21 protein-coding genes are annotated in these 22,174 nt (G+C 69.7%); 12 read left to right on the top strand and 9 right to left on the bottom strand.

The features are described from left to right. Positions 1-10: 10 nt before the first annotated feature. The 8 genes from HUS23_12280 (at position 11) to HUS23_12245 (ending at position 6,891) form a co-directional block, all read left to right on the top strand. Positions 11-1,516, top strand: coding sequence for a DUF2868 domain-containing protein (locus tag HUS23_12280; protein ID QKT04527.1), 1,506 nt, complete (start codon positions 11-13; stop codon positions 1,514-1,516). 77 nt (positions 1,517-1,593) lie between these two features. After that, positions 1,594-3,135, top strand: a complete 1,542-nt coding sequence (locus HUS23_12275) for a GTPase/DUF3482 domain-containing protein (GenBank protein ID QKT04526.1) — start codon at positions 1,594-1,596, stop codon at positions 3,133-3,135. A 91-nt stretch (positions 3,136-3,226) separates the two neighbouring features. Beyond that, positions 3,227-3,562: a DUF2322 family protein gene (locus HUS23_12270; GenBank protein QKT04525.1), complete on the top strand. Its 336-nt coding sequence runs from the start codon at positions 3,227-3,229 to the stop codon at positions 3,560-3,562. Beyond that, entirely contained in the window at positions 3,559-4,326 is a 768-nt protein-coding gene (locus HUS23_12265; GenBank protein ID QKT04524.1) for a hypothetical protein, read from the top strand. The genes HUS23_12270 and HUS23_12265 overlap by 4 nt, the downstream gene beginning before the upstream one ends. After that, a complete protein-coding gene (locus tag HUS23_12260) occupies positions 4,271-4,717 on the top strand; it encodes a DUF423 domain-containing protein (protein ID QKT04523.1) in 447 nt (148 codons plus the stop codon). Before HUS23_12265 ends, HUS23_12260 begins: the two co-directional genes overlap by 56 nt. Beyond that, on the top strand, positions 4,710-5,153 hold the full coding sequence (locus HUS23_12255; GenBank protein QKT04522.1) for a YcgN family cysteine cluster protein: 444 nt from the start codon (positions 4,710-4,712) through the stop codon (positions 5,151-5,153). Before HUS23_12260 ends, HUS23_12255 begins: the two co-directional genes overlap by 8 nt. A gap of 105 nt (positions 5,154-5,258) precedes the next feature. Beyond that, positions 5,259-6,065, top strand: coding sequence for an alpha/beta hydrolase (locus tag HUS23_12250; protein QKT04521.1), 807 nt, complete (start codon positions 5,259-5,261; stop codon positions 6,063-6,065). 334 nt (positions 6,066-6,399) lie between these two features. Further along, a complete protein-coding gene (locus tag HUS23_12245) occupies positions 6,400-6,891 on the top strand; it encodes a porin family protein (protein ID QKT04520.1) in 492 nt (163 codons plus the stop codon). A gap of 66 nt (positions 6,892-6,957) precedes the next feature. Here HUS23_12245 and HUS23_12240 read toward each other — a convergent pair whose 3' ends face one another. Further along, positions 6,958-8,157 carry an alpha/beta hydrolase gene (locus tag HUS23_12240; protein QKT04519.1) on the bottom strand — a complete coding sequence of 400 codons (1,200 nt, stop codon included), beginning with the start codon at positions 8,155-8,157 and terminating at the stop codon, positions 6,958-6,960. Between HUS23_12240 and HUS23_12235 the strand changes: the two genes are divergently transcribed. Then, a complete protein-coding gene (locus tag HUS23_12235) occupies positions 8,156-9,001 on the top strand; it encodes an alpha/beta hydrolase (protein QKT05076.1) in 846 nt (281 codons plus the stop codon). The two genes, HUS23_12240 and HUS23_12235, sit on opposite strands and share 2 nt — an antisense overlap. Positions 9,002-9,012: 11 nt before the next feature. On the opposite strand, the gene HUS23_12230 is transcribed toward HUS23_12235, so the two are convergent. Further along, positions 9,013-10,107 carry a hypothetical protein gene (locus tag HUS23_12230; protein QKT04518.1) on the bottom strand — a complete coding sequence of 365 codons (1,095 nt, stop codon included), beginning with the start codon at positions 10,105-10,107 and terminating at the stop codon, positions 9,013-9,015. Positions 10,108-10,125: 18 nt separating this feature from the next. Next, positions 10,126-11,193, bottom strand: a complete 1,068-nt coding sequence (gene corA / locus HUS23_12225) for a magnesium/cobalt transporter CorA (GenBank protein QKT04517.1) — start codon at positions 11,191-11,193, stop codon at positions 10,126-10,128. Between the two features lie 343 nt (positions 11,194-11,536). Here corA and HUS23_12220 point away from each other — a divergent pair, with 343 nt between their 5' ends. Further along, positions 11,537-13,186, top strand: coding sequence for a Na/Pi cotransporter family protein (locus tag HUS23_12220; protein QKT04516.1), 1,650 nt, complete (start codon positions 11,537-11,539; stop codon positions 13,184-13,186). A gap of 220 nt (positions 13,187-13,406) precedes the next feature. Here the strand turns inward: HUS23_12220 and pepN are convergent, their stop codons facing one another. The 5 genes from pepN to HUS23_12195 form a co-directional block, all read right to left on the bottom strand. Next, positions 13,407-16,106, bottom strand: coding sequence for an aminopeptidase N (gene pepN, locus HUS23_12215; GenBank protein QKT04515.1), 2,700 nt, complete (start codon positions 16,104-16,106; stop codon positions 13,407-13,409). Positions 16,107-16,266: 160 nt separating this feature from the next. Then, positions 16,267-16,878, bottom strand: coding sequence for an alpha-ribazole phosphatase family protein (locus HUS23_12210; GenBank protein QKT04514.1), 612 nt, complete (start codon positions 16,876-16,878; stop codon positions 16,267-16,269). Between the two features lie 151 nt (positions 16,879-17,029). Then, positions 17,030-17,878, bottom strand: a complete 849-nt coding sequence (gene ampE / locus HUS23_12205; protein QKT04513.1) for a regulatory signaling modulator protein AmpE — start codon at positions 17,876-17,878, stop codon at positions 17,030-17,032. A 113-nt stretch (positions 17,879-17,991) separates the two neighbouring features. Continuing rightward, on the bottom strand, positions 17,992-18,606 hold the full coding sequence (ampD, locus tag HUS23_12200) for a 1,6-anhydro-N-acetylmuramyl-L-alanine amidase AmpD (protein QKT04512.1): 615 nt from the start codon (positions 18,604-18,606) through the stop codon (positions 17,992-17,994). Beyond that, positions 18,603-18,755: a DUF2970 domain-containing protein gene (locus HUS23_12195; protein QKT05075.1), complete on the bottom strand. Its 153-nt coding sequence runs from the start codon at positions 18,753-18,755 to the stop codon at positions 18,603-18,605. The genes ampD and HUS23_12195 overlap by 4 nt, the downstream gene beginning before the upstream one ends. 176 nt (positions 18,756-18,931) lie before the next feature. Here HUS23_12195 and HUS23_12190 point away from each other — a divergent pair, with 176 nt between their 5' ends. Both HUS23_12190 and HUS23_12185 read left to right on the top strand, forming a co-directional pair. Then, positions 18,932-19,402, top strand: coding sequence for a DsrE family protein (locus HUS23_12190; GenBank protein ID QKT04511.1), 471 nt, complete (start codon positions 18,932-18,934; stop codon positions 19,400-19,402). A gap of 73 nt (positions 19,403-19,475) precedes the next feature. Next, on the top strand, positions 19,476-20,012 hold the full coding sequence (locus HUS23_12185) for a superoxide dismutase family protein (GenBank protein ID QKT04510.1): 537 nt from the start codon (positions 19,476-19,478) through the stop codon (positions 20,010-20,012). 171 nt (positions 20,013-20,183) lie between these two features. Here the strand turns inward: HUS23_12185 and HUS23_12180 are convergent, their stop codons facing one another. Further along, positions 20,184-21,902, bottom strand: coding sequence for a potassium/proton antiporter (locus HUS23_12180; protein ID QKT04509.1), 1,719 nt, complete (start codon positions 21,900-21,902; stop codon positions 20,184-20,186). Positions 21,903-22,174: the final 272 nt, after the last annotated feature.

The raw sequence follows: 22,174 nt of genomic DNA, 5'->3' as shown, positions 1-22,174 counted from the left end.
GCGGGGCGTCATGAGCGGTCGACTCAAGGCCCTGCTGATCGCCGAAGCGCTAAGGCGCCACCCGGACGCCAGGGCCCTGCTGCTCGATGACACTGCGGGCGCACGGCGCGCGCGTGAGGCGCGCGGCGACGACGAGCACCGCCTGCTGCAGTGGGTCGCCCACAGCGCGGCCGCCGAGCGCTTCGGGGCCGCACTCGCCGCCGTCGGTTGGTGGCTGAAGTTCACCCTGATCGTCCTGCTCGTGGTGGTGTTCGCAGGCGGTTACTCGACGGCCGCCTCGGTGCTCACCCGCACAGGCACGACCATCAACATCGTCGAGGCCATGGTCGCCCTGATCGGGGTGCAACTCGCGCTGCTCCTGCTCTGGCTGGTGTTCCTCGCCGCCTCGCTGGCCGGGCGCAGGCGCGGCGGGGCCGACTGGCTGACGGGCGGCGTGATCGGCCACGCGTTGGCGTGGCTCGGCACGCAATCGGCACGGCGGCTCGCGCAACTCTCGCTCCAAGAGCGCGCCGCGCAAACCGAGCGCCGCCTGGCGGTGTCCGCGCTGCGAGAGGTGCTGTTCCGCGACGGGCTCGACCGCTGGGTGCTGGGCGCCATCACCCACGCTGCGTGGCTGGCGTTCGCGCTGGGCGCCTTGCTCTACAGCGTGGTCAGCCTCAGCGTCGCGCAGTACGACTTCGTGTGGGGCACCACCATCCTGGCGGACGACGCGGCGGCCCGGCTCATCCTGAGCCTCGGCTGGCTGCCCGACGCGCTGGGCCTGCCCGCGCCCGACCGCGCCCTGCTGGAGGCCACCCGCCTGGGCGGCGAGGCGCCCGGCGCCGGGCGCATGGCCTGGGGGCAGTTTCTGATCGTCGCCCTGGTGGTGTACGCCCTGCTGCCGCGCCTGGCGTTCGGGCTGCTGTGCCTGCTGCAGGCGTGGCGCGTCGCGCGCCGGCTGCGCCTGGACCAGGGGCACGCCCTGTTCCAGGAGGCACTGCTCGCGCTGCGCCAGGCCGAGACGGCGCCTCCCGCCGGCCCGGCCCCGACGATTCCGGCGCCCGCGCGCGCCCCGCGCCGCGCGCCTCTCGGCCGCGGGGATTACTTCGTGCTGGTGGGTCTGGAACTCGACGAGGCGGGGCACTGGCCGCCGCGGGGCGCGCAGTGGCGCGTGGTCGACGCGGGCCACGTCGGCACGCGCGCCGAGATGGCCGCCGCGCTGGCGGGGCTGCGCAGCCTGAGCACGCCGCCGCGCTTCGTGCTTGCGGTGGCCTCCATGGCCCGCAGCCCCGACCGCGGCGCCACCGTGCGGCTCGTCGACATCGGCGAGACGGCGGGCGCGCCGCTGTTGCTCGTGCTGGCGGAGTCGGCCGCGGCTCAGGCACGCGGCATCGACCTCGCGCAACGCGAGCGCGACTGGCGCACCGCGGCCGGCAAGGCGGGCGTGCAGGCGGTGCGCGTGCTGGACACGGAGGCCCTGGCGGCGCTGGATCAATCCGCGCTCGAGCAGGCCTTGCGCGAGAGCGGTGTAGGCTAAGCACATGAGAACCACGGCCTCGCCCTCGCGTTCACTAGGTCCGTCCGGCGCCGGGCAGGGCCAAGGCTGCTAGCCCCATGGCACAAGAACTCCACCTGGTCGTGGCGGGCCACACCAACACCGGCAAGACGTCGCTGCTGCGCACCCTGGGCCGCACCGCCGAGTTCGGTGCCGTCTCGCCCTCCCCCGCCACCACCCGGCGCATCGAGCCGCTGCGCTTGATCGACACCGACCAACTGCGCATCACGGTCTACGACACGCCGGGGCTGGAGAACTCCGCCCAGTTGCACGAACTGCTCGAGCAGCGCATCCAGGGGCGTCACGACCGTCCCGCGGTGGTGGAGGAAGTGGTAGCGAGCGCCGACGCGCGCTTCGCCCAGGAGTCGCTGGTGCTGCGCCAGGTGCTGCTCAGCGACGCGACGCTGTACGTCATCGACGCGCGCGAACCCGTGCTGGAGAAATACCTCGACGAGATCGCCATCCTCGCCCTGTGCGGCCGCCCGCTGCTGCCGCTGTTGAACTTCACCGCGCAACCGGGCCGCGCCGACGAATGGCGTGCGCGCCTGGCCGAGATCGGCCAGCACAACGTGGTGGCGTTCGACGCCGTGGTCTACGACTGGGCCTCGGAGCGGCGCCTCTATCGCACCCTGCGCGCGGTGCTCCCCGCGGCCGAGGCCGCCCTGGATGGGCTGATCCGCGCGCGGAGCGAGGCGACCGATTGGCGTCTGCAGGCCGCGGCCCGCGCCCTGGCCGAGGCCTTGATCGATCTCGCCGCGGCCGAAGCGCAGGCGCCGCACCAGGATGCCGCTGCCCTAGACGCTGCGGCCGGTCGCCTCGAGACCTACGCCCGCCAACGCGAGCGCCGGCTCACCGTGGAGATCCTGAAGGCCTTCAACTACAGCCCGGAGATCCTCGGCGCGCGGGTCCATGAGGACTTCGAGTATGCCGACGCGCACGGCGGTGGCTGGCGCCGCGACCCCTTGGACCCCGACACGCTGAAGCGCTACGGCCTCGCCTCCCTCGGCCCGATCACCGGCGGCGCCGGCGCCGGTGCCGCCATCGACGTGGCCGCGTTCGGCACGCTGTTCGGCCTGCCGACACTGCTCGGCATCCTGGGCGGCGCCGTGGTCGGCGCGCGGCGCCCGCTGCGCAACCTCTACCGCGAGAGGTTCGAGGGCCTGCGCACATTGGCGGTGAGCGAGGCCGTGCTGCGCCTGATCGCCACCCGCAACCTGCAACTCGTGGCCGGCCTCGAACATCGCGGCCACGCCAGTCAGGCGGCGGTCACCCCGGCGCAGGCCGGCGAGGCACACGCCTACACCGACAAGCTGCCGCCCGCCTTGCGCAAGGCGATGGATCATCCGCGCTGGTCGGACTTCGACGCGCCCGCGCCCGGCCTCGCGCGCGGGGCCCGTTCGCTCGGCGAGGCCGCCCGCACGCTGCGCGGTCCCAAGTGGAAGCTCATCCTGCGCATCCTCAGGGACAGCGACGGCGCCACCCCCGAGGCACGCGAGCGCGCCGTCCGCGAGCTACAGACGGACCTCATCGCCTGGCTACGGGAGAGCCCGGATCGCCCCGCACCGCCGCGGGCGCAACGCATCGCGCCTCGCCTGCCCTGAAGTCGCGGCCGCCCGCGCGGGCGCCCAGGGCGGGCTTCGTCGCGCCGTAAGATCAGGTAGAATGACGGGATTCACCTGTGGAGCACGCTAAATGCCGACGTTTTGCGAGAACCTCGCGCAGTTGCCGGCGGTGGACCGGCTCGAGCGCATCGAACTCTATGGGCCGGACGGTCACGAGCCGGTCGGCGTCATCGAGAACGTTCCCGGGCAGGCCGGTTCGCTGGCGGTCTACTACAAGCTGGCGCTCGACTTCGGCGGCATCGGACCGCAGGCCGCGGAGAAAGGCCTGGAGCTGTTCGCCGAATATGCCGACGAGGCGCGCCAAAGCCCCGGACGTCACCCCAACATCGACCGCCTGCTGCGCGTAATCGAAGACGGCACGCACCTCGCGGTGCGCGCGCGCCGCAAGCCGGAGGGTGCCGCGTGAAAGACAGCATCGTCATCGTCGGTCTGGGCGAGATGGGCGGCGTGTTCGCGCGCGGTCTGCTGCGCACGGGGCATCCCGTGATGCCGGTGACGCGCGAGATCGACCTCGGTGCCGCGGCGCGCGAGACGCCCGGTCCGAAGCTGGTGTTGGTGGCCGTCGCCGAGGACGACTTGCACCCTGTACTCGAAAGCATGCCCGACGCTTGGCGCACGCGCCTGGCGTTGCTGCAGAACGAACTGCTGCCGGGCGACTGGGAGCGTCACGCGGTGCCGGACCCCACGGTCGTCGCGGTGTGGTTCGAAAAGAAGAAGGGCCAGGACGTCAAGGTGCTGCTGCCCTCGCCCGTCTACGGGCCGCACGCAGACCTGCTGTGCAACGCACTGACGCGTATCGACATCCCCGCGCGCGTCGTCGACGACGCGGACGAAATGCTCTACGAATTGGTCCGCAAGAACGTCTACATCCTCACCGTGAACATCGCCGGCCTGGTGGTCGGCGGCACGGTCGACGCCCTCTGGCGCGAGCACAATGCGCTGGCCCGCGAAGTGGCCGACGAGGTGATCGACATCCAAGAAGGGCTGACCGGCCGTACGCTAGACCGGGCACGGCTCATCGCCGGCATGGTGGAGGCCATCGAGGGCGACCCCGAGCACAAGTGCATGGGCCGCAGCGCCCCGGCGCGGCTCACGCGCGCGCTCATGCACGCCGATGCCGCCGGGCTGGAGGTTCCGCGCCTGCGCGCCATCGCGGCGGAGCATCCCTGAGGTGGATCGCGTACTGGTTTCGGTGGGGGCCTTCGCGGCGCTGCTCGGCGTCGCTATGGGGGCCTTCGCGGCCCACGGCCTGGAGTCGCGCCTGCTGGACCTCGGCTATGCCGAGGTCTTCGAAACGGCCGTGCGCTACCACATGTGGCACGCCCTGGGATTGATCCTGATCGGCGCGCTGCACAAACAGCGCCCCACCCTCTATCTCGCCTGGGCCGGCTGGCTCATGGCCTTCGGCGTGGTGCTGTTCAGCGGCAGCCTGTACATCCTCGCGCTGAGCGGCGAGACCGGCTGGGGCGCGGTGGCCCCGATCGGCGGCACCGCCTTTCTGATGGCCTGGCTGCTGGTGGCCCTCGGCGTGCTGCTTCCCTCCGACCTGTCCGATGTCTGAGCCCTTCTGGAGGCGCAAGACCCTGGCCGAGATGACGCCGGCCGAGTGGGAGTCGCTGTGCGACGGCTGCGGCCGCTGCTGCCTGCATAAGCTGGAAGACGAGGACAGCGGCGAGGTGTACTACACCGACGTCGCCTGCCGACTGCTCGACATCGGTAGTTGCCGCTGCACCGACTACCCGAACCGCCGCCGTCAGGTCGCCGACTGCCTCACGCTGCGCCCCGAGGAGGTCGGCAGCGCGAACTGGCTGCCGGACAGCTGCGCCTACCGGCGCCTCGCGCGTGGGCAGGATCTTCCGGCGTGGCACCCGCTCTGCAGCGGCGATCCCGACAGCGTGCACGCGGCCGGTATCTCGGTGCGCGGCTACGCGTGCGCCGAAGGGGACGCCGGCGACCTCGAAGACCACGTGCTGGACGCCTTCCCCCTCCGCGCTTAAACCACCGCGCTGCCCCCCGCGGCGAATCCGTTCTTCCCGGCTACGCTTTAGCCGTAGATTGAAAAATGGCTGTCCTGCCCGTCTTCAACGCGCTGGAGCACCGCCATGGCGACACCCGAGCAAGACCCGAACAGCGGCATCCGCGCCGAGTGGCGCACCATCAGCCGCGGGCGCATGCACGCGCGCGTGGCCGACACCGACGCGCGCCATAGCGACCCGCCTGTGGTGCTGGTGCACGGCCTGGTGATCTCCAGCGCGTACATGGTGCCGCTCATGCAGGTCATGCGCGGCGACTTTCGCGTCTACGCGCCCGACCTGCCCGGCTTCGGCGACAGCGATAAGCCGCCGCAGGCGCTGACCCTCGAGGAGCTGGCCGATGCACTGGCGGAGTGGATCGACACCATGGCACTGGACCGCCCGGTGCTGCTCGGCAACTCGCTCGGCTGTCAGATCATGTTGCATCTGGCCGTGCGCCATCCTGACAAGGTGCGCGCGCTGATTCTGCAGGGACCCACCGACGACCCGGGCGCACGCTCGGCACTGCGCCAGATCGCGCGCCTCGCGGTGAACGCGACGCGCGAGCCCTCGTTCGGCCTGATGCCCGCCCGTGACTACTGGAAGGCGGGTCTCGGGCGCGCCAGACGCACCTTCCAGTACCTGCTCGCCGACCGTCCCGAGCAGCGGCTGCCCCTGGTACGGCAACCCACGCTGGTGGTTCGCGGCAGCGTCGATCCCGTGGTATCGGCCGAGTGGGCGTCACGCATCGTCGACCTGCTTCCCGACGCGCGACTGCGCGTGCTGCCCGGGCTCGCCCACACCATCAATTTCCACCATCCACTGGAGCTGCACCGGGTCTCGCGACCCTTCATCTTGCAGCAGACCGAGGCACGCCAAGCCGCACGGATGGCTTGAGTAGGATCTGAACGGAGGCCTCCGGCTTCGCAGCCTCCTGAAGGCACAACCAGCGCGTTCTCGCTATGCGCCGTGCTCAACGGCTGGAGCTCCCCTCCCGGCGCATCCCCCTACGGCGGGAAGGCCCTGATAACGCGGCACTCCCTAAAAGTGTTGCGTGCGCGCATCACCCCTCCGAGTGGCGGCGAAGTGGCCCGCCGCCAACGTCGGCGGCCTGTAACGCCCGCCATTGTCTATACTTTTCGGAGTGCAACCGAGCAGTCTTGCCCCAGGCAGGAAGCCAGGCGGCGGGCGCGGTTGTGTGCATCAACAACAAAGTCACGGAGGACTTGTAATGAAGAAGACAGCACTGGCACTCGCGCTCAGTCTCGGCACCACGATGGCCTACGCGCAGCAGCAACCGCCGCCCGGCATGGAGAACATGTGGGTCGGTGCCGGCCTGAGCCTGAACCAACTCAGCGGCTTTGACGACTCGCTCGGCATGCAGGTGTTCGTGGGGCACAACCTGGCCGCGTTCGGCCAGATCCGCACGGGCGTCGAGCTCGGCTACATGGACACCCGCGACTTCGATCCCGATCCGCCCGTGCCGGGTGTGGGCTCGACCAGCGCCCAGGGCGTATGGGCCAGCGCGCTCGGCGCCTGGGCCCTGAACGAGCGCATCGACCTGCTGGGCCGGCTGGGTGCGGACTTCGGCGACGACGACGGTCTGCTGTGGGGCTTCGGCGCCGCCTACCGCTTCACGCCGCAGATGCATTTGCGCGGCGAGTACGTACAGCGCGACACCATCGACTCGCTGCAGGCCAACTTCGTGTACTTCTTCCGGTAACAGCCGGCGCCGGAGGCGCACATCGGTACCGAAAGGCCCCGCAAGGGGCCTTTCTTTCATTGCGCCTCAGCCGTCGCGCAGGCGCAGTAGCGCCGCCGCGGCGCGCCACAGCCGCCACGCATCGCGCAGCCCCGGATCGATGTCCACATGGTACAGCCCGCCGACCAAGCGCAGATCCGCCTGCTCATCGCCCACCGCCTCGGCCAACGCCATGCTATGCGTGGGCGGCACAATGTCGTCGTCCCTGCCGTGTATCAACAGCAGCCGCGCGTGCAGCTCTTGCAGGGGCTCGTTGGCGAGATCCAGCGCGCGCAGCTCCGCCCGTACGTCCTCGGGTAGCCTCCGCACGAGCTCCGTCACGCGCTGCGGGTCCTCATTCACGGTCAAGTCGTACATGGCGCGCCCGTCCGGCCCGAGTTGTTGCGCGAGGTCCTCCACGTCGGCTTCAGGATCGGCCATCTTGCGCTCCGCGATCTCCCGCAGCAGGCGCCGGTCATTCTCGTCCTCCAGCCGATGGGTATAGGCGGGCAGCACCAGCCATTTGCCGGCAATGTTCGGCTCGCGGTACACCCACTCCCCGTCTTCGCGAAACCAGCCCGTGGTGACGAAGCCCAGCGCCTCGACGATGTCGTAATACCCACCGATGGCGACCATGAAGTCGACCTGCTCGCGCGCGTCAGGCTCCAGGGCCGCCAACATCACCGGCCCCACGCCGTAGCTGAATGCCGCGGCACCCAGCGGCCTGCCCTCCACGAGCCCCTCGCGCTGCGCGTACTGGAAGGCCGCGAGCACGTCCTCCACGTTATCCACCCGCACCTCGAAGCGCCGCAGGCTCTCGATGTCCGGCACCACCACGGTAAAGCGCGCGCGCGCGAAGGTGCTCGCAACCGCCGTCAGGCGCGGGTCGTCCTTGCCCTCCTCGCTGAACCCGTGCATCAACATGAGCACCGCGCGTGCCGGCTCGCCCGGCTGATAGACGTCAGCGACGAACGTGCGCCCATAGGCCTCGTAGCCGACCGTCTCCCGCACGGGCTCCGGCGCACGATCCTTGAGCCGGCTCGGCCCATCGCCCGCGCGTAGATCGCCGAGCAGCAGCGCCGCCTCGTAGTTGCGTTCGATCGCTGCGCAGCCGCCCAGCAGCCCGAGCACGACCAGCAGCACCAGGGACCACCAAACGCGGGCCGCCGTGATAGGCTGAAAATCACCACGAGCCGGCGCGGCGGAATGCCAGGGCAGCAAAACGGTAGAGAGTCGAACGATGCGCATGCTGTTGACCTTAGCATTGCTGTTAGGGCTTGCTTACGGCCTGCTCATGCTGGCCGCCTATCTCGGCCAGAGCCGCCTGATGCACCTGCCGGATATGCCGGGGCGGGCGCTCGTTGCCACGCCCGAGGACATCGGGCTCGCCTACGAGCCCCTGCACATCCTGACCGACGACGACGTTCTACTGCACGGCTGGTTCGTCCCGCATCCCGAGGCGCGTGCCACGCTGATCTTCTTTCACGGCAACGCCGGCAACATCTCTCACCGCCTGCCTTCGCTGCGCCAGTTCCACCGCCTGGGGCTGTCGGTCCTGCTGTTCGACTACCGCGGCTATGGCCGCAGCGAGGGGCGGCCCAGCGAGACGGGCCTGCACCGCGACGCCGCCGCCGTGCTGCGCTACGCGCTGGAAACGCGCGGTCTGGAGCCGCCGGAGATCGTGCTGTTCGGGCGCTCGCTGGGGGCGGCGCTCGCCGCCTGGGCGGCAACGCGCACCGACGCCGGGGCCCTCATCCTGGAGTCGGGCTTCACCAGCGCACCGGAGCTCGGCGCCGAGCTCTACCCCTTCCTGCCCGTGCGCCTGCTCGCGCGCCTGCACTATCCCACGCTCGAGTACGTGCGCGACGCGCGCACGCCGGTATTGGTGGTCCACAGCCGCGATGACGAGATCATCCCGCATCGCCACGGCGCGCGGCTGTACGCCGCCGCGCCCGACCCCAAGGCGCTGCTCACCCTGCGCGGCAGCCACAACACGGGGTTCTTGGATAGTGAGAGAGACTACCTGCGCGGCCTCGACGCCTTCCTCACCCAACACCTCGGCGAGGCATCGACGCCGACGGCGCTGGATTGAGGCGCGGCGCCTTATCGTCCCACCATCCCCTCGGCCAGCGGCCGGAACCGGAAGATGGCGAACGGCGGTTCGCTGACATCCTCGCCCGCGTTCAGGCGCGCCGAACGGTGCAGTTGGTTAGCCACCACGTACATGTGGCCGTCGGGGGCGTAGCTGAGCGCGTCCGGCCAGAGCAGGCGCGCGTCGGCGGCGAGCACCCGGTAGCGGCGCTGCGCGTCGATCACGCCGATGGCGGAACCGGCGAGGTCGGTGACGTAGATGTTGCCCGCGGTGTCGATCGAGATCCCATCGCTGATCGGCTTGTCGGCGTAACGCTCCACACGCTCTGCCAGTGCCTCGTCGTCCAGCCCCGTGTCGCGCAGGTCCGCGGCCCGCACGCGGTACAGGCTCAGGCCGTGCATGGGCCCGAAGTAGACCCACTCCCCGTCGGCATCGAGCGCGATGGGGTTCACCCCCACCCGCGGGCGCTGCAGCGACCCGTCGGGGCGGCGGACCTGCACCGGCTCGCCTTCGATCAGGAGATCCACGTCCTCGGGCACCACGCTCGCGTGCCCCTGCAACAGCCGCCGCGCCTCCCCGGTCTCGATCTCCACCGCGATCAGCGCCGCATCCGAGCCGCCGGCGGGGTCCGCGATGTAGACGTAACCCGCCTCCACATCGACCGCGAGGTCGTTGACGAAGCTGCCCTCCACCGTGGCGGGCGGCGGCAGCTCGATGGCGTGCGCGAGCGCGTCACGCTCGAGGTCCCAGGCGACCAGCCGCGGGGTCTGGCCGCCGCGCATGCCGTTGTCGAGCATCCACACCAGATCGCCGGCCGCCTGGATGCCGAGCACGGTATCGACGCCCTCGCCGGCCTGGCTCACGCCGCGCGCCCACAGCGGATTGGGAAACGGCGTCAGGCGACCGTCCGCCGCCACCTCGGCCACCCGCACGTTGGGTTCGAAGAACTGGTGCAGACTGATCAAGACATGGCCGCGCTCGCTGACGGTGATGTTGCCGGGCGCCACGTCCACCTCGGCCCAGCGTTCGAGTTCGGCCGCCTGCGCGGCGCCCAGCGGGACGACCAGCGCGACCACCAGCCCCAGGGCGAGCACTACCTGTCTCATGCCGTTACCTCTCTTTGTTCAGAACCACTTCTTGCGCCGGAACAGCCACAGCATCACGCCGAAAACCGACGCGATGAAGAGCAGCACGGCGGGATAACCGAAGTAGGCCTGCAGCTCCGGCATGTTCCACGGGCTGACGGCGGGATCGAAGTTCATCCCGTACAGGCCCACGATAAATGTAGGCGGTATGAACAGCGTCGCGATGATGGTCAACCAGCGCAGGCTCTCCGAGGAGCGATGGCTCGCGCTCGAGAGGTACAGCTCGAGCAGCCCGGCGGCGACCTCGCGGTAGGCGTCGATCCACTCCATGATCTGCAGCAGGTGATCCTGGCAATCGCGCAGGTAGGGGTCCACGGCCTCACCGAAGGCCGGCACCTCCTCTCGCAGCAGCGCGATCAGCACCTCGCGCTGCGGCCAATAGATCCGCCGCAAGGCCAACAGGTCGCGGCGCACGGCGTGCAGCTCGCCGAGACAGGAGACGCTCGGCTGCTCGAGCAGTTCATCCTCCAGGGCGTCAAGCCGCTCGCCGTACGCCTCCAGCAAGGGAAAGCCCTGGTCGATGATCAGGTCGAGCAGCGCGTAGAGCAGGTAATCCGCGCCGCGGGCACGAAACCGCCCGCCGCTGGCGCGCAGGCGTTTGCGCACCGGCTCGAAGGGATCCTCGGGCCCGTTGTGGAAACTGACCACGTAGCCGGCGCCCATGAACAGGCTGAGCTGCGCCGCGCCCATCCCCGCCCCGGTCGGCAGAGGCTGGTTGAGGATCACGAACACCTGGTCGCCGTTCACCTCGGCCTTGGCGCGCTGGCCGCTGTTGCGCACATCCTCCAAGGCCAGCGGGTGCAGATCGAACAATTCCCCGAGCTGCGTGAGCAGTTCGGCGTCCGGCGTGCCCTGCACGTGGACCCAGGTCACCGTATCGTGGGCGAGGTAGGCCCGTGCGGCCTCCATCGGCACGTCGTGCTGCTCCTCGAAGCGCTCGGCGCTGTAGTCGGTGAGGTGCAAAGTGAAGTAGGCCGAGCCCGCCGGCGTATCGAGCGTCCCGGGCGCGGTGCCCGGTGCATGGTAGCGCTTGTCGAAGTAAGCCATCGGGCCTCCAAGGCTGGTATAAGGTCTGAAAATCCATGCCGGACCGCGCGGACCACGCGCAGCGACCGTGGCGAGGGGCGCTGTCGGTCCTCGACCAACGGCTGCTCCGCTTACCGAAGGCGGAGCCCAGGCCGCAGCGCGGCATGAACAAGTCCATTCTGCACCTTTCAGAGCGGGCACAACGAAGAGCACGAGCGCCGCATCGCCCCGCCGTCTGGCCGATGGTCGCGGGGACGCGTCAGCCTGCGGGCGCCTGGTCAGCGTACACTGTGCCGGCCGGCGACGTACGTCCGGGCATGGCCCGCGCGCACGGGCGCAACCCGCGCATTAACAAGGAGCTAGCATGAGCATATGGGGCTTGGTCCAGTTCGCCGGAGGGCTGGGCCTGTTCCTGTTGGGCATGAAACTGATGACGGGCGGGCTGCAGGTCGCGGCCGGCCCGGCGCTGCGCACCATCCTGGCCCGCTCCACCTCGCGGCCGCTGCGCGGGCTGGCCACCGGCGCCCTGTTCACGGCGCTGGTGCAGTCCTCGAGCGCGGTCATCTTCGCCACCATCGGCTTTGTGAACGCCGGTCTCATGAGTTTGTTGCAGGCGGTGGGCGTGATCTACGGCGCCAACGTCGGCACCACGGTGACCAGTTGGATCGTGGCCTCGGCGGGGGTGAGGCTGGACCTGCAGTTGCTCGCGATGCCCGCCATCGCCCTCGGCATGCTGCTGCGCGTGGCCGGTGGGCAACCGCGCACCGGCGCGTTGGGGGAGGCGATCGCGGGGCTGGGCGTGTTTCTGCTCGGCATCGAGGTACTCAAGAACGCCTTCGGCGCGACGGAGATCCCGCTCGAGGGTTGGACGGCCGCCGGGCCGTTGCAGCTGCTCGCTTTCGTGGCGGCGGGCTTCCTGATCACCCTCAGCACCCAGTCGTCCAGCGCCACCCTGGCCATCACGCTCACGGCGGCCGCCGGCGGCCTGATCTCCACGCCCGCCGCCGCCGCGGTGATCATCGGCGCCGACCTCGGCACCACCTCCACGGCCGCCTTCGCCGCCATCGGCGCGACCTCCAACGCGCGCCGCGCCGCCAGCGCCCACGTGCTGTTCAACGTGGTGGGCGGCACGCTCGCGCTGCTGCTCCTGCCGCTGCTCCTGGGGCTGGCCGACGCCCTCGCGCAAGGGCTGGGTGCCGGCGCCGGGTCGGTGATCTCGCTCGCGGTGTTCCACACCCTGATCAAGCTGCTCGGCGTGTCGGTGATGTGGCCGCTCACACCGCGCCTGGTCACCTTTCTGGAGCAACGCTTCCGTGCGGCGGAGGAGGACGAGGCGCGACCGCGCTACCTCGATCACACCTTGACCGAGACCCCAGCGCTCGCGATGGAGGCCCTGGGCCAGGAACTGCGCCGCGTGGGCGACCTCGCCCGGCGCATCACGCTGGCGACCCTCCGGGCGGAACGCAGCGGCGACGAATCGACCGGGCGCGATATGCGCGCCCTCGAGGAGTTGGTCACTGCGGTTGGGGATTTCACGCTAGGAGTGCGGAGCGCCAATCTGCCGACGCGGCTGCAGGAGGCGCTGCCGCTTGCCTTGCGCATCAGCCGGTATCACCTGAACGCCGCGCGCGCCGCCCTCGACGCGCTGGGCGCGCGCCAGCAGGCCGGGGGCGCACCGCTGCCACCCGAACTACGCCGGGCGCTGGCCGAGTGGCGTGACCAGGCCGTGCAGCTGGTGGAGGCGTGTGCGCGGCTCGAGCGCGAGCCGGACGCGGGCCTGGACGAACACCCGGTTCTGGAGCAGTACCAGCAACTCAAGGCGGCGGTGCTGCGCGAGGGCGCCGGCGGTCGCGTGCACCTGCGCCTCATGGTGGCCCAGCTCGATGAACTGAGCGCCATTCGCCGCCTGCTCGACCAGTCCGTCAAGGCGGCGCGCCAGCTGGTCGCCTTTGAGCGCGAGCTGCGGGCCGACGCGCCCGACGAAGCCGTGTCCAAACGGGCGGAGCAGAAGTAGATGCTTATCCACAAAAACTGTGGATAACTGTGTGGAAGAACTGGGTCCAGTCGCCGCAAGCTCCTGTCGGCCCGCGCCCGGTGCGGCGCTGTCTAAAAAATAGTCAGCGGTGCGGATTTTTATAAATCAATAACTTATACAATTCCACGCGGAACGCAACGCTAAGTGACGGAATTCCGCGTCGGCGCCTGCGCGGCGCCGCGCCCGTTGTGCGTAAGCGTCAAGAACTTGAACCGGCCCCGGCGTCTCCGGCCCCGTTCCCCAGCGCCTTGCCGGCGATTTCATGCACATCCTTGGGCAGCGCCGGCGCACTGAGGATACGCTCCAACTCGGCGCGCATCAGGGCTTGGCGCGGCGCGTCGTAGTGCCGCCATTGGTTGAACGCGCTCACCAGGCGCGCGGCCACCTGGGGATTGCGCGGCGCAAGCTGCAGCACCTGCTCGCGCAGGAAGGCATACCCTTCGCCCGACACGTCGTGGAAGCGCAGCGGGTTGCGATGGCAGAAGGTGCCGATCAGGGCGCGCACCTTGTTGGGATTGCGCAGGCTGAAGGCCGGATGTTCGAGTAGCGCGCGTACCTGCGCAAGCGTGTCCGGCCGCTCGGAGCCCGCCTGCAGTGCAAACCACTTGTCCAGCACCAGGCTGTCGTCCTGCCAACGCGCATAGAACGCCGCCAGCGCCTGGTCACGCTCGGGGGCCTCGGTATGCACCAGCTGCGCGAGCGCCGCTAGGCTGTCGGTCATGTTGTCCGCCTCACGGAACTGGCGCCAGGCCAGCGTCACCCCGTCGCGCCCGCCGCGCGCCACCAGGTAGCTCAGGCACTGCGCCCGCAGGCTGCGCTGTCCCGCGTCGGCGGCGACGTAGCGATAGGGGCCGGTGGCGCCGCATGCCTCGTACACCGCCTGCCAGCGTTCGGCGAGGGCGGTGGCCAGCGCGAGCTTCACTGCGTGGCGCGCCCCGTGCAGTGCCTCGGGATCGACATGCTCGAGGTCGCGGTAGGGGATGAGCTGCGCGAGATACTCCTCCGAGGGCAGCGCCAGCGCGCGGGCGGCGAACGCGGGGTCGGCCGCGCTGTCCTCCAGCAGCCGCCCGTAGGCGGCGGCCAGCACCTCGGCGCCGTCCTGCGCCTGCGGCGCCACCACGCGCGCCATGATCAACCGCACCGCGAGCTGCTGGCCCGCCTCCCAGCGCGCGAAGGGATCACTGTCATGCGCGAGCAGGAAGGCCAGCGCCTCGTCGGTGTAGTCGTAGTCCAGCCGTACCGGCGCGGAGTAGCCGCGCAGCAGGGAAGGAATGGGCTCGGCCGGTACGTCCTCGAACACGAAGGTCTCGCGCGCCGCGCGCACGTCCACCACGCGCCGGGTACCCTGCCCCGCCGCCTCGCCCTGCAGCCGCAACGGCAGGTCCTGCCCGTCGGGTCCGACCAAACCGAGCGCGAGCGGGATGTGCAGCGGCTGCTTGTCGGGCTGGTCCGGCGTCGGCGGCGTGTGCTGCTCGACCGCGAGCGTGTAGCGCCGCGCTGGGGCGTCGTACGCCCCTTGCACGCGCAGCACCGGCGTACCGGCCTGGTCGTACCAGCGTCGGAACTGGCTCAAGTCCACCTCACTCGCGTCCTGCATGGCCTGCACGAAGTCGTCGGTGGTGACCGCCTGGCCGTCGTGGCGCTCGAAGTACAGATCCATGCCGCGGCGAAAGCGCTCCGGGCCGAGCAGAGTGTGGATCATGCGCACCACCTCGGCGCCCTTCTCGTACACCGTCACGGTGTAGAAGTTGTTGATCTCGATGTACGACTGCGGACGCACCGGATGCGCCATCGGGCCCGCGTCCTCGGCGAACTGGTGGGTGCGCAGCAGCGTCACGTCGTCGATACGTTTGACCGCGCGTGAGTTCATGTCGCCGCTGAACTGCTGGTCGCGGAATACGGTCAGGCCTTCCTTGAGGCTCAACTGGAACCAGTCGCGGCAGGTCACGCGGTTACCGCTCCAGTTGTGAAAGTACTCGTGGCCGATCACGCCCTGGATGCCTTCGTAGTCGCGATCGGTGGCGGTGTCGGGGCGCGCGAGCACGTATTTGGAGTTGAAGATGTTGAGCCCCTTGTTCTCCATGGCGCCCATATTGAAGTCGTCGACCGCGACGATCATGTACACGTCGAGGTCGTACTCGCGCCCGAACACCTCCTCGTCCCAGCGCATGGCCTGTTTGAGCGACGCCATGGCGTGCTCGCACTTGTCGGCATTATGGGCCTGCACGTAGATGTGCAGCGCGACCTCCCGCCCCGAGGCGGTGGTATAGCGGTCCTCGATGCGCACCAGGTCGCCCGCCACCAACGCGAACAGGTAGCTGGGCTTAGGGAAGGGGTCTTCCCAGCGTGCCCAGTGGGTACCGTCCCGCTCCTCGCCCTGGGCGACCAGGTTGCCGTTGGCGAGCAGCACCGGATACCGCGCGCGCTCGGCGCTGAGGGTCACGGTATAACGCGCCATCACGTCGGGTCGGTCCGGGTAATAGGTGATGCGGCGAAAGCCCTCCGCCTCGCACTGGGTACAGAGGTTGCCGCCCGAGGCGTACAACCCCTCCAGGGCGGTGTTCTCGGCCGGGCGCGTGCGCGTCACCACCTCGAGCGTGCACTGCTCGGGCGCCGCCGGGATCTCCAGCGCCTCCTCCTCCACGCGGTACTCGTGCGGCGCGAGCGCGCGCCCGTCCAGGCGCAGTGAGACCAGTTCGAGGTCCTGCCCGTCCAGCCGCAGCGGCGGGGCGTCCGCGCGCGCCGGGTTACGGCGCAGCGCGAGCCGCGCGGTCGCGGTGGTGCATTGCTCATCCAGCGCGAAATGCAGGTCCACCGCGTCGACCAGGTAGGCGGGCGGCTGGTAGTCCTTGAGGTGGATGGTGGCGGGCTGGGGCGTCTGGCCGCTGCGATCGAGCATGGGGCGTGTCTTCCTGTCGAGGTGTGCGGGGTATGCCGAGTGGCGCGGCGCGCGTACCCGTCGGCACGGCCCGCTGCAGATAGTTCAATTTAAGCCATGGCGAATACGCCCGCCAGGGCCCGGCAGGTGCGACGGCCTCCCGCCGGCGTCCAGGGCAGGCTCAGGTGAGCGTGAGGCGGGCGTGGAACTCGACCGTCGGCAGCCGCACGCCGCCGCCCTCGCGCACCCGGATGCGCGTCAGGCCGGCGTTCGGGATCTGCAGGCGAAACAAGCGCTCGCGCGGCATGTCGAGCGCGTGGCGCACCACCATGCGCATCATGCCTGCGTGACCGACCACCAACACGTGTCGGCCCTGGAAGCGACGCAGCACCTCCTCCCAGGCCGCCACCACGCGCCGCTCGAAATCCGCCAGCGGCTCGGCCCCCGGCGGTCGATGTGCCTCGGGGGCGTCCCAGAAGCGCAGCAGGCGGTGCGGATCGTCGCGGGTGAGCTCGGCGCTGGTGCGCCCTTCCCACTCCCCGAAGGCGATCTCCTGAAAGCGCGGCTCCAGGTGTACCTCGCGACCGTGACGCTCGGCCAGCGCCTCGGCGAAGGCACGGCAGCGGCTGAGCGGCGAGGTGACGATCGCAGTCCACGGACAGGCCGCGCCCACCGCCGCCCACATCTGCGCCCAGCCCTTCTCGCTGAGGGGGTCGTCGGTCTGGCCGCGGTAGCGCCGCCCGCCCACCGGCTCGCCGTGGCGCAGCAGGTCCACCACCGTGTCTTCACGCATGGAGATACTCCGATCACAAAGGCCGAATAGCACGCGGCACAGGGATGTGCCGCCGACGGCCCACGCTTTTCACATCTCGTCCCTGGGGAATCCAGGATGGATTCATCCAGGATTCATGCGATGAACATCCTGGATGGGATTCAGAGCACGACTAAGGCACGACGCGTGCCAGCACCAACAGCGCGATCACCACCAGCCACACGAACAGGGTGCGCTTGACCAGGTCGAACGCCTCCGCGACCGCGGTCTGGTCGGCCGGGGCATCGGCCCGCAACGCGGCGCGCCCGCCCTCGGTCAGCACGCGCTCGCTGCCGTCGGCCCAGGTGTGGTTGACCTCCCGCAGACGCGCCATGGCGTCCACGAAGTTACCGGCCAGGGCGTAGCCGATCAGGCACAAGCGGGCCGGCACCCACGCCAGGATGGCGTGCAGGTGACGCACCGATTCGGTAAAGCCGGGGTTGCCCGGCGTCGCGGTATCCTGCGCGCGCAACACCGCGGCAATGCGGTACAGCAAGGCGCCCACCGGGCCGAGCACCAGAAACCAGAAGATCACGCCGAACAACCGCTCGTGCGCCTGCACGAACACGGCGCGCTCCACCGCCACGTCCAGGGCGGGCATGGTTTCGGGCAGCGGCGCGCTGACCATCTGGCTGGCGTACCAGCGCGACTCGTTGTCGTCGGCCGCCTCGCGGGCACTCAGGTAGCGCTCCACGTCGGCGTGGAGGTTGCGCGGGCCCAGGCTGTACAACAGCACCGCCACCGCGAACAGGAAGCCGAGCAGACCCCAGACGGCAGACAGCAGGCCGAACACGATCGCAATCAGTGCGAGCGGCGGGATGGCCACCACCAGCGGGCCGAGCGGGGTGTTCCACCAGCGTTCGGGGACATGGGCGCGCAACCGGTCGTGCCAGATGCGCAGCCAGTCGGTACGCCGCAGACTCTCGAGCGAGACGAACAACCACTCGACCACCAGCGAAATGACGATTGCGACCAGGTACATTGTTCTTTTCCTTCCGTGATCAGGGGCCGCTGACGCGCGTGCTCACGACGCCGGCGGGCGACCCGGCCGCCGCCGGCAAGTCGCGCCGCGGCACGCCGGCGCCTGTCAAATCATCATACTGTATCGCCCGGTGGGGAGACAGCGCGCCGCAGACGGTCCCACTCGAAGGCCGGACCGGGGTCGGTCTTGCGTCCCGGGGCGATGTCGCAGTGCCCGACGATGCGCGCGGGGGTGATGTCCGGATACGCCCGCATGATGCCCCGCGCGAGGCGCGCCAACACCGCGTATTGCGCATCGGTATAGGGGATTTGGTCCCCGCCCTCCAGTTCCACGCCGATAGAGTAGTCGTTGCAGCGCTCCCGGCCGCCGTGGCAGGAGACGCCGGCGTGCCAGGCACGCCGGTGCAAGGGTACGTACTGCACCAACTCGCCGTCGCGGCGGATCAGGGCATGCGCGGAGACACGTAGCGCGGCCACCTCGGCGAAGAAGGGGTGCTCGCCGGCCGGCAAGGTGTTGGTAAACAGGGCGTCGATCCATGGGCCGCCGAACTCCAGCGGCGGCAGACTGATGCCGTGCACCACCAGCAGATCGATCGCCACGCCGGCGGGCCGCTCGTCGCAGTTCGGCGAGAGGCACAAGCGCGCCGCGGGAATCAGCCCGCTGACCGGGTCGACCGCGAGCGCCTCGCCGGGCGTGGTGCGCTCGCGCTGAATGCCCGCGCGGCTCATCGGCCGGCCAGGTGCAGCACCAGCTGCACGATGCCCGCGATCAGCAACACGAAGACGACCGTCGCCAGCAGGCCGACCACGATATAGTCGACCGGCCGCCCATGGGTCATGTCGCGCGCCCGGTTCTTCTCGCTCTGCACGCCGAACATGGCGGCCAGCACGCTATGCAACACCTGCCAGAAGGTCGGCCGGCGCCTCTCCGGCTCCCGTGAGACATCTTGCCGATATTCCACCCCTTCCTCCTTCGCGCCAATACTATAGAAGCAATGATGCAACAAACCGCGGCGAAGCGCTGCTATTGCAGCACGGCCGCCAAGGAGAGGTCATGTTCCGAATTGCGATGGTGTTCTTATCCCTGTCGATTGGCGCGGCCACCGCGGCGGCCGCGGACGCGCCTTGGGGCTCTGCCCAGGTGGTCGAACCCGAATACGCCAAGCAGAAGGTGGTGTACGACGTGGCGGTGGGCTCGCCCCAGGCCATGGAAGGCGTGCTGGATCGCGCGAGCTTTCTCAGCGTGCTCAACGAGGCGGACCCTTTCGACCACCGCATTGTGCTGGTCCTGCATGGGCAGGAGATCCACTACTTCGCGCGGCAGAATTTTGCCGAACACGAAGAGCTGATGCGCCGCGCGCAAAGCCTGTCCGTGGGGGACGTGGTGGAGTTTCGCCTATGCGGGGCGGCGGCGCGCATGGCGGGCTATGAGCCCGAGGACATCCACGGCTTCGTGACGTGGGTGCCGATGGCCGACGCCGAGATCGTCCGCCTGCAACACGAGGGCTTCGCCTACATGCGCTAAGGCCCCGGTTTGACGCCCTGCCCTGCGGCCGCAACACTTTGATGTTCTAGGCTCATACACAAGGAGGTGTCTGATGAGGCGTTTATTGGGAATCGCGTGTGGCGCATTGCTCGCGGCGGGCGCGGTGCAGGCCGAGTCGGTGACGGTGGACATCCACCGGGTCAGCGACCAAGGGGTCGAGGAGCAGATCGGCACCGTCACGCTGCAGAACAGCGACTGGGGGCTGGTGGTGGCGCCCGATATTCGCGACTTGCCGCCCGGCACGCGCGGCTTCCACGTACACCAATTCCCGGACTGCGGCGCCATCGATCCCGAGGGCGGGGACAACGGCGCCGCGAAGGCCGCGGGCGGCCACCTCGATCCTTTGAACACCAACGTCCACGCCGGACCGGCCGCCGACGTCGGGCATGCGGGCGACTTGCCCGTGTTGGTGGTCAACGAGGAAGGCGTGGCCAAAGTGCCGGTGATCTCGCCGCGTCTGCGCCTCGAGGCGGTGCGCGGGCACTCGTTGGTAATCCACGAAGGCGGCGACAACTACGCGGACGAGCCTGAACCCCTGGGCGGCGGCGGCGCCCGCATCGCCTGCGGGGTGATCGCGGCGGCTGACTGACGTCGGGACGGGCCCGGCGGGCCACCACGGGACGAAACAGGAACCGCCAAGCGCTCTCTGCCGTGGTCTCGCGCCGCGCCCGGCGCAGGTCCGGGCGCGGCGCCGCCGGCTAAGGTCTGAAAGCCCGAATTTCTCTGTGCCGCGGGAAGCTATGAATGAATCAGCGCCTCCCTAGCGCACGATCTTCAGGCCGACCTTGCGGATCCGCCCACCTTCCACCTCGCGCACCACGAACTCCACGTGCCCGAGGCGCAGGCGGTCGCCTACCACGGGCCGTGCCTTGAGGTGTCCGGACAAGTATTCCGACAGGCTGGATGCCGCCATATCGGGCGCCTGAGCCAGACCGTACATCATCGCCACGTCGGCCATACGCGCCTCGCCGTCGAGCACGAAGTCGCCGAAGAACTGGCGCTCCTCCAGGCGCGGGGGCGCCGCCGCCGCGCCGAACAAACGGTCGAGCGCCGCCACATTCTCCGGCGTGGCCAGCAGATAAACGAAATCCCCCTCCGTTAGCGAGGCAAGATCGCAGGTCGGCAGCGGGCGCCCGCCGCGCACCACCGAGGCGAGCTGCACCCCCTCCGGCAGGGCGGCACGCGGCACGTCGCGCTGCACCACCGGGCTGTCGCGCTCCAAGCGATAGCCCACCAGTTCCAGATCCTGCTGCCCGGGTATGTCCAGCTCCACGCGCTGTACCACGCCGGTGCGCGGCGGCACCTCCAGGCCGAGCAGGCGTGCCGCGGGCGCCACCGTCCAGCCCTGCACCAGGAGCGAGACGAGCACCACGAAGAAGGCGGCGTTGAAGTAGCCTTGCGCCCCTTCCAGTCCGGCCAGCAGCGGGAATATGCCGAGAATGATGGGTACGGCCCCGCGCAGGCCGACCCAGGAGATGAACACGTGCTCGCGCCAGGGAAAGCGAAACGGCAGCAGGCACAACACCACCGCCAGCGGCCGCGCCACTAGAATCAGCGCCGCGGCGAGCAGCAGTGCCTGCGGCGCGATGGGCAAGAGCTCCGACGGCGTCACCAGCAGGCCCAGGATGAGGAACATCCCGATCTGAGCCAACCAGGCGATCCCGTCGTGGAAGCGGCGGATGTTCTGACCGCCCTGCAGGCGGCGGTTGCCCACGACTAGGCCGGCGAGGTAGGCGGCCAGAAAGCCGCTGCCCTCCAGAACCGCGGCGACACCGAAGATCACCAGGCCGCCCGCCAGTGCGAGAATGGGGTACAGCCCCGGCAGCAGCACAATGCGGTTGATCAGCCGGCTGAGCAGCCAGCCGCCGCCCAAGCCGGCGAGCGCGCCCACGCCCATCTGCAGCGCAAAGGTCTGCGCCAGGCTCCAGTCCAACCGCGCGCCGCCAGCGGCGAGAATCTCCACCAGCGCAATGGTGAGGAAGATGGCCATCGGGTCGTTGCTGCCCGACTCGATCTCCAGCGTGGAAGCCACGCGCTGCTTGAGCTCGAGGTTGTTCGCGTGCAGCAGGGAGAACACCGCGGCGGCATCGGTGGAACCGACGATGGCGCCGATCAGCAGGCCCTCGATCCAATGGAGATCGAAGACCCAGGTCGCGAATGCCCCCGTCAGCGCCGCCGTGAGGACGACGCCCAGGGTCGCTAGCGTCACCGCCGGACGCAGTCCGACCCGGAAACTGGCGGCCTCGGTGCGCAGCCCGCCGTCGAACAGGATCACCGCGAGCGCGAGGCTGCCGACCAGATGCGCGAGCTGGATGTCGTCGAACAAAACGCCGCCGGGCCCCTCCTCGCCCACCAGCATGCCGAGCACCAGAAACACCAACAGCAGCGGCGCACCCACGCGCGCGGACAGAACGGTCGCGAACACGCTGAGCAGCAGCAACAGGCCGGCGATCAAAATAATCTGGTTCGAGAAATCCATACGAGGGTTCAGCGCGTCTTTCGCCATGCCGCCGGGGCGGCAGCGGGAGGCGCTAGCATAGCAAACGGGGGGCGGCCGGTTTGGCGCACGATCAACCGCTTGGCTAAAATGAAAGTCCGGTCCGCGCCGCGTGCGCGGCCCCGCGTGCGTTGAACGCTCACCGCCGCGGTTCCACGCGTCCGCCTTCAGGCACCAACGGGCAACGTCCGGGCGCGCGATCGGTCCCGGCGGGGCTCGGCCCGCGGGTCCGCCCCGACGCGCGGCGATTCGCT

Source organism: Ectothiorhodospiraceae bacterium 2226 (assembly GCA_013348725.1).
Lineage (GTDB): Bacteria > Pseudomonadota > Gammaproteobacteria.
The sequence above is the reverse complement of the archived record's forward strand: the minus strand, read 5'-3'. Positions and strand labels throughout refer to the sequence as shown.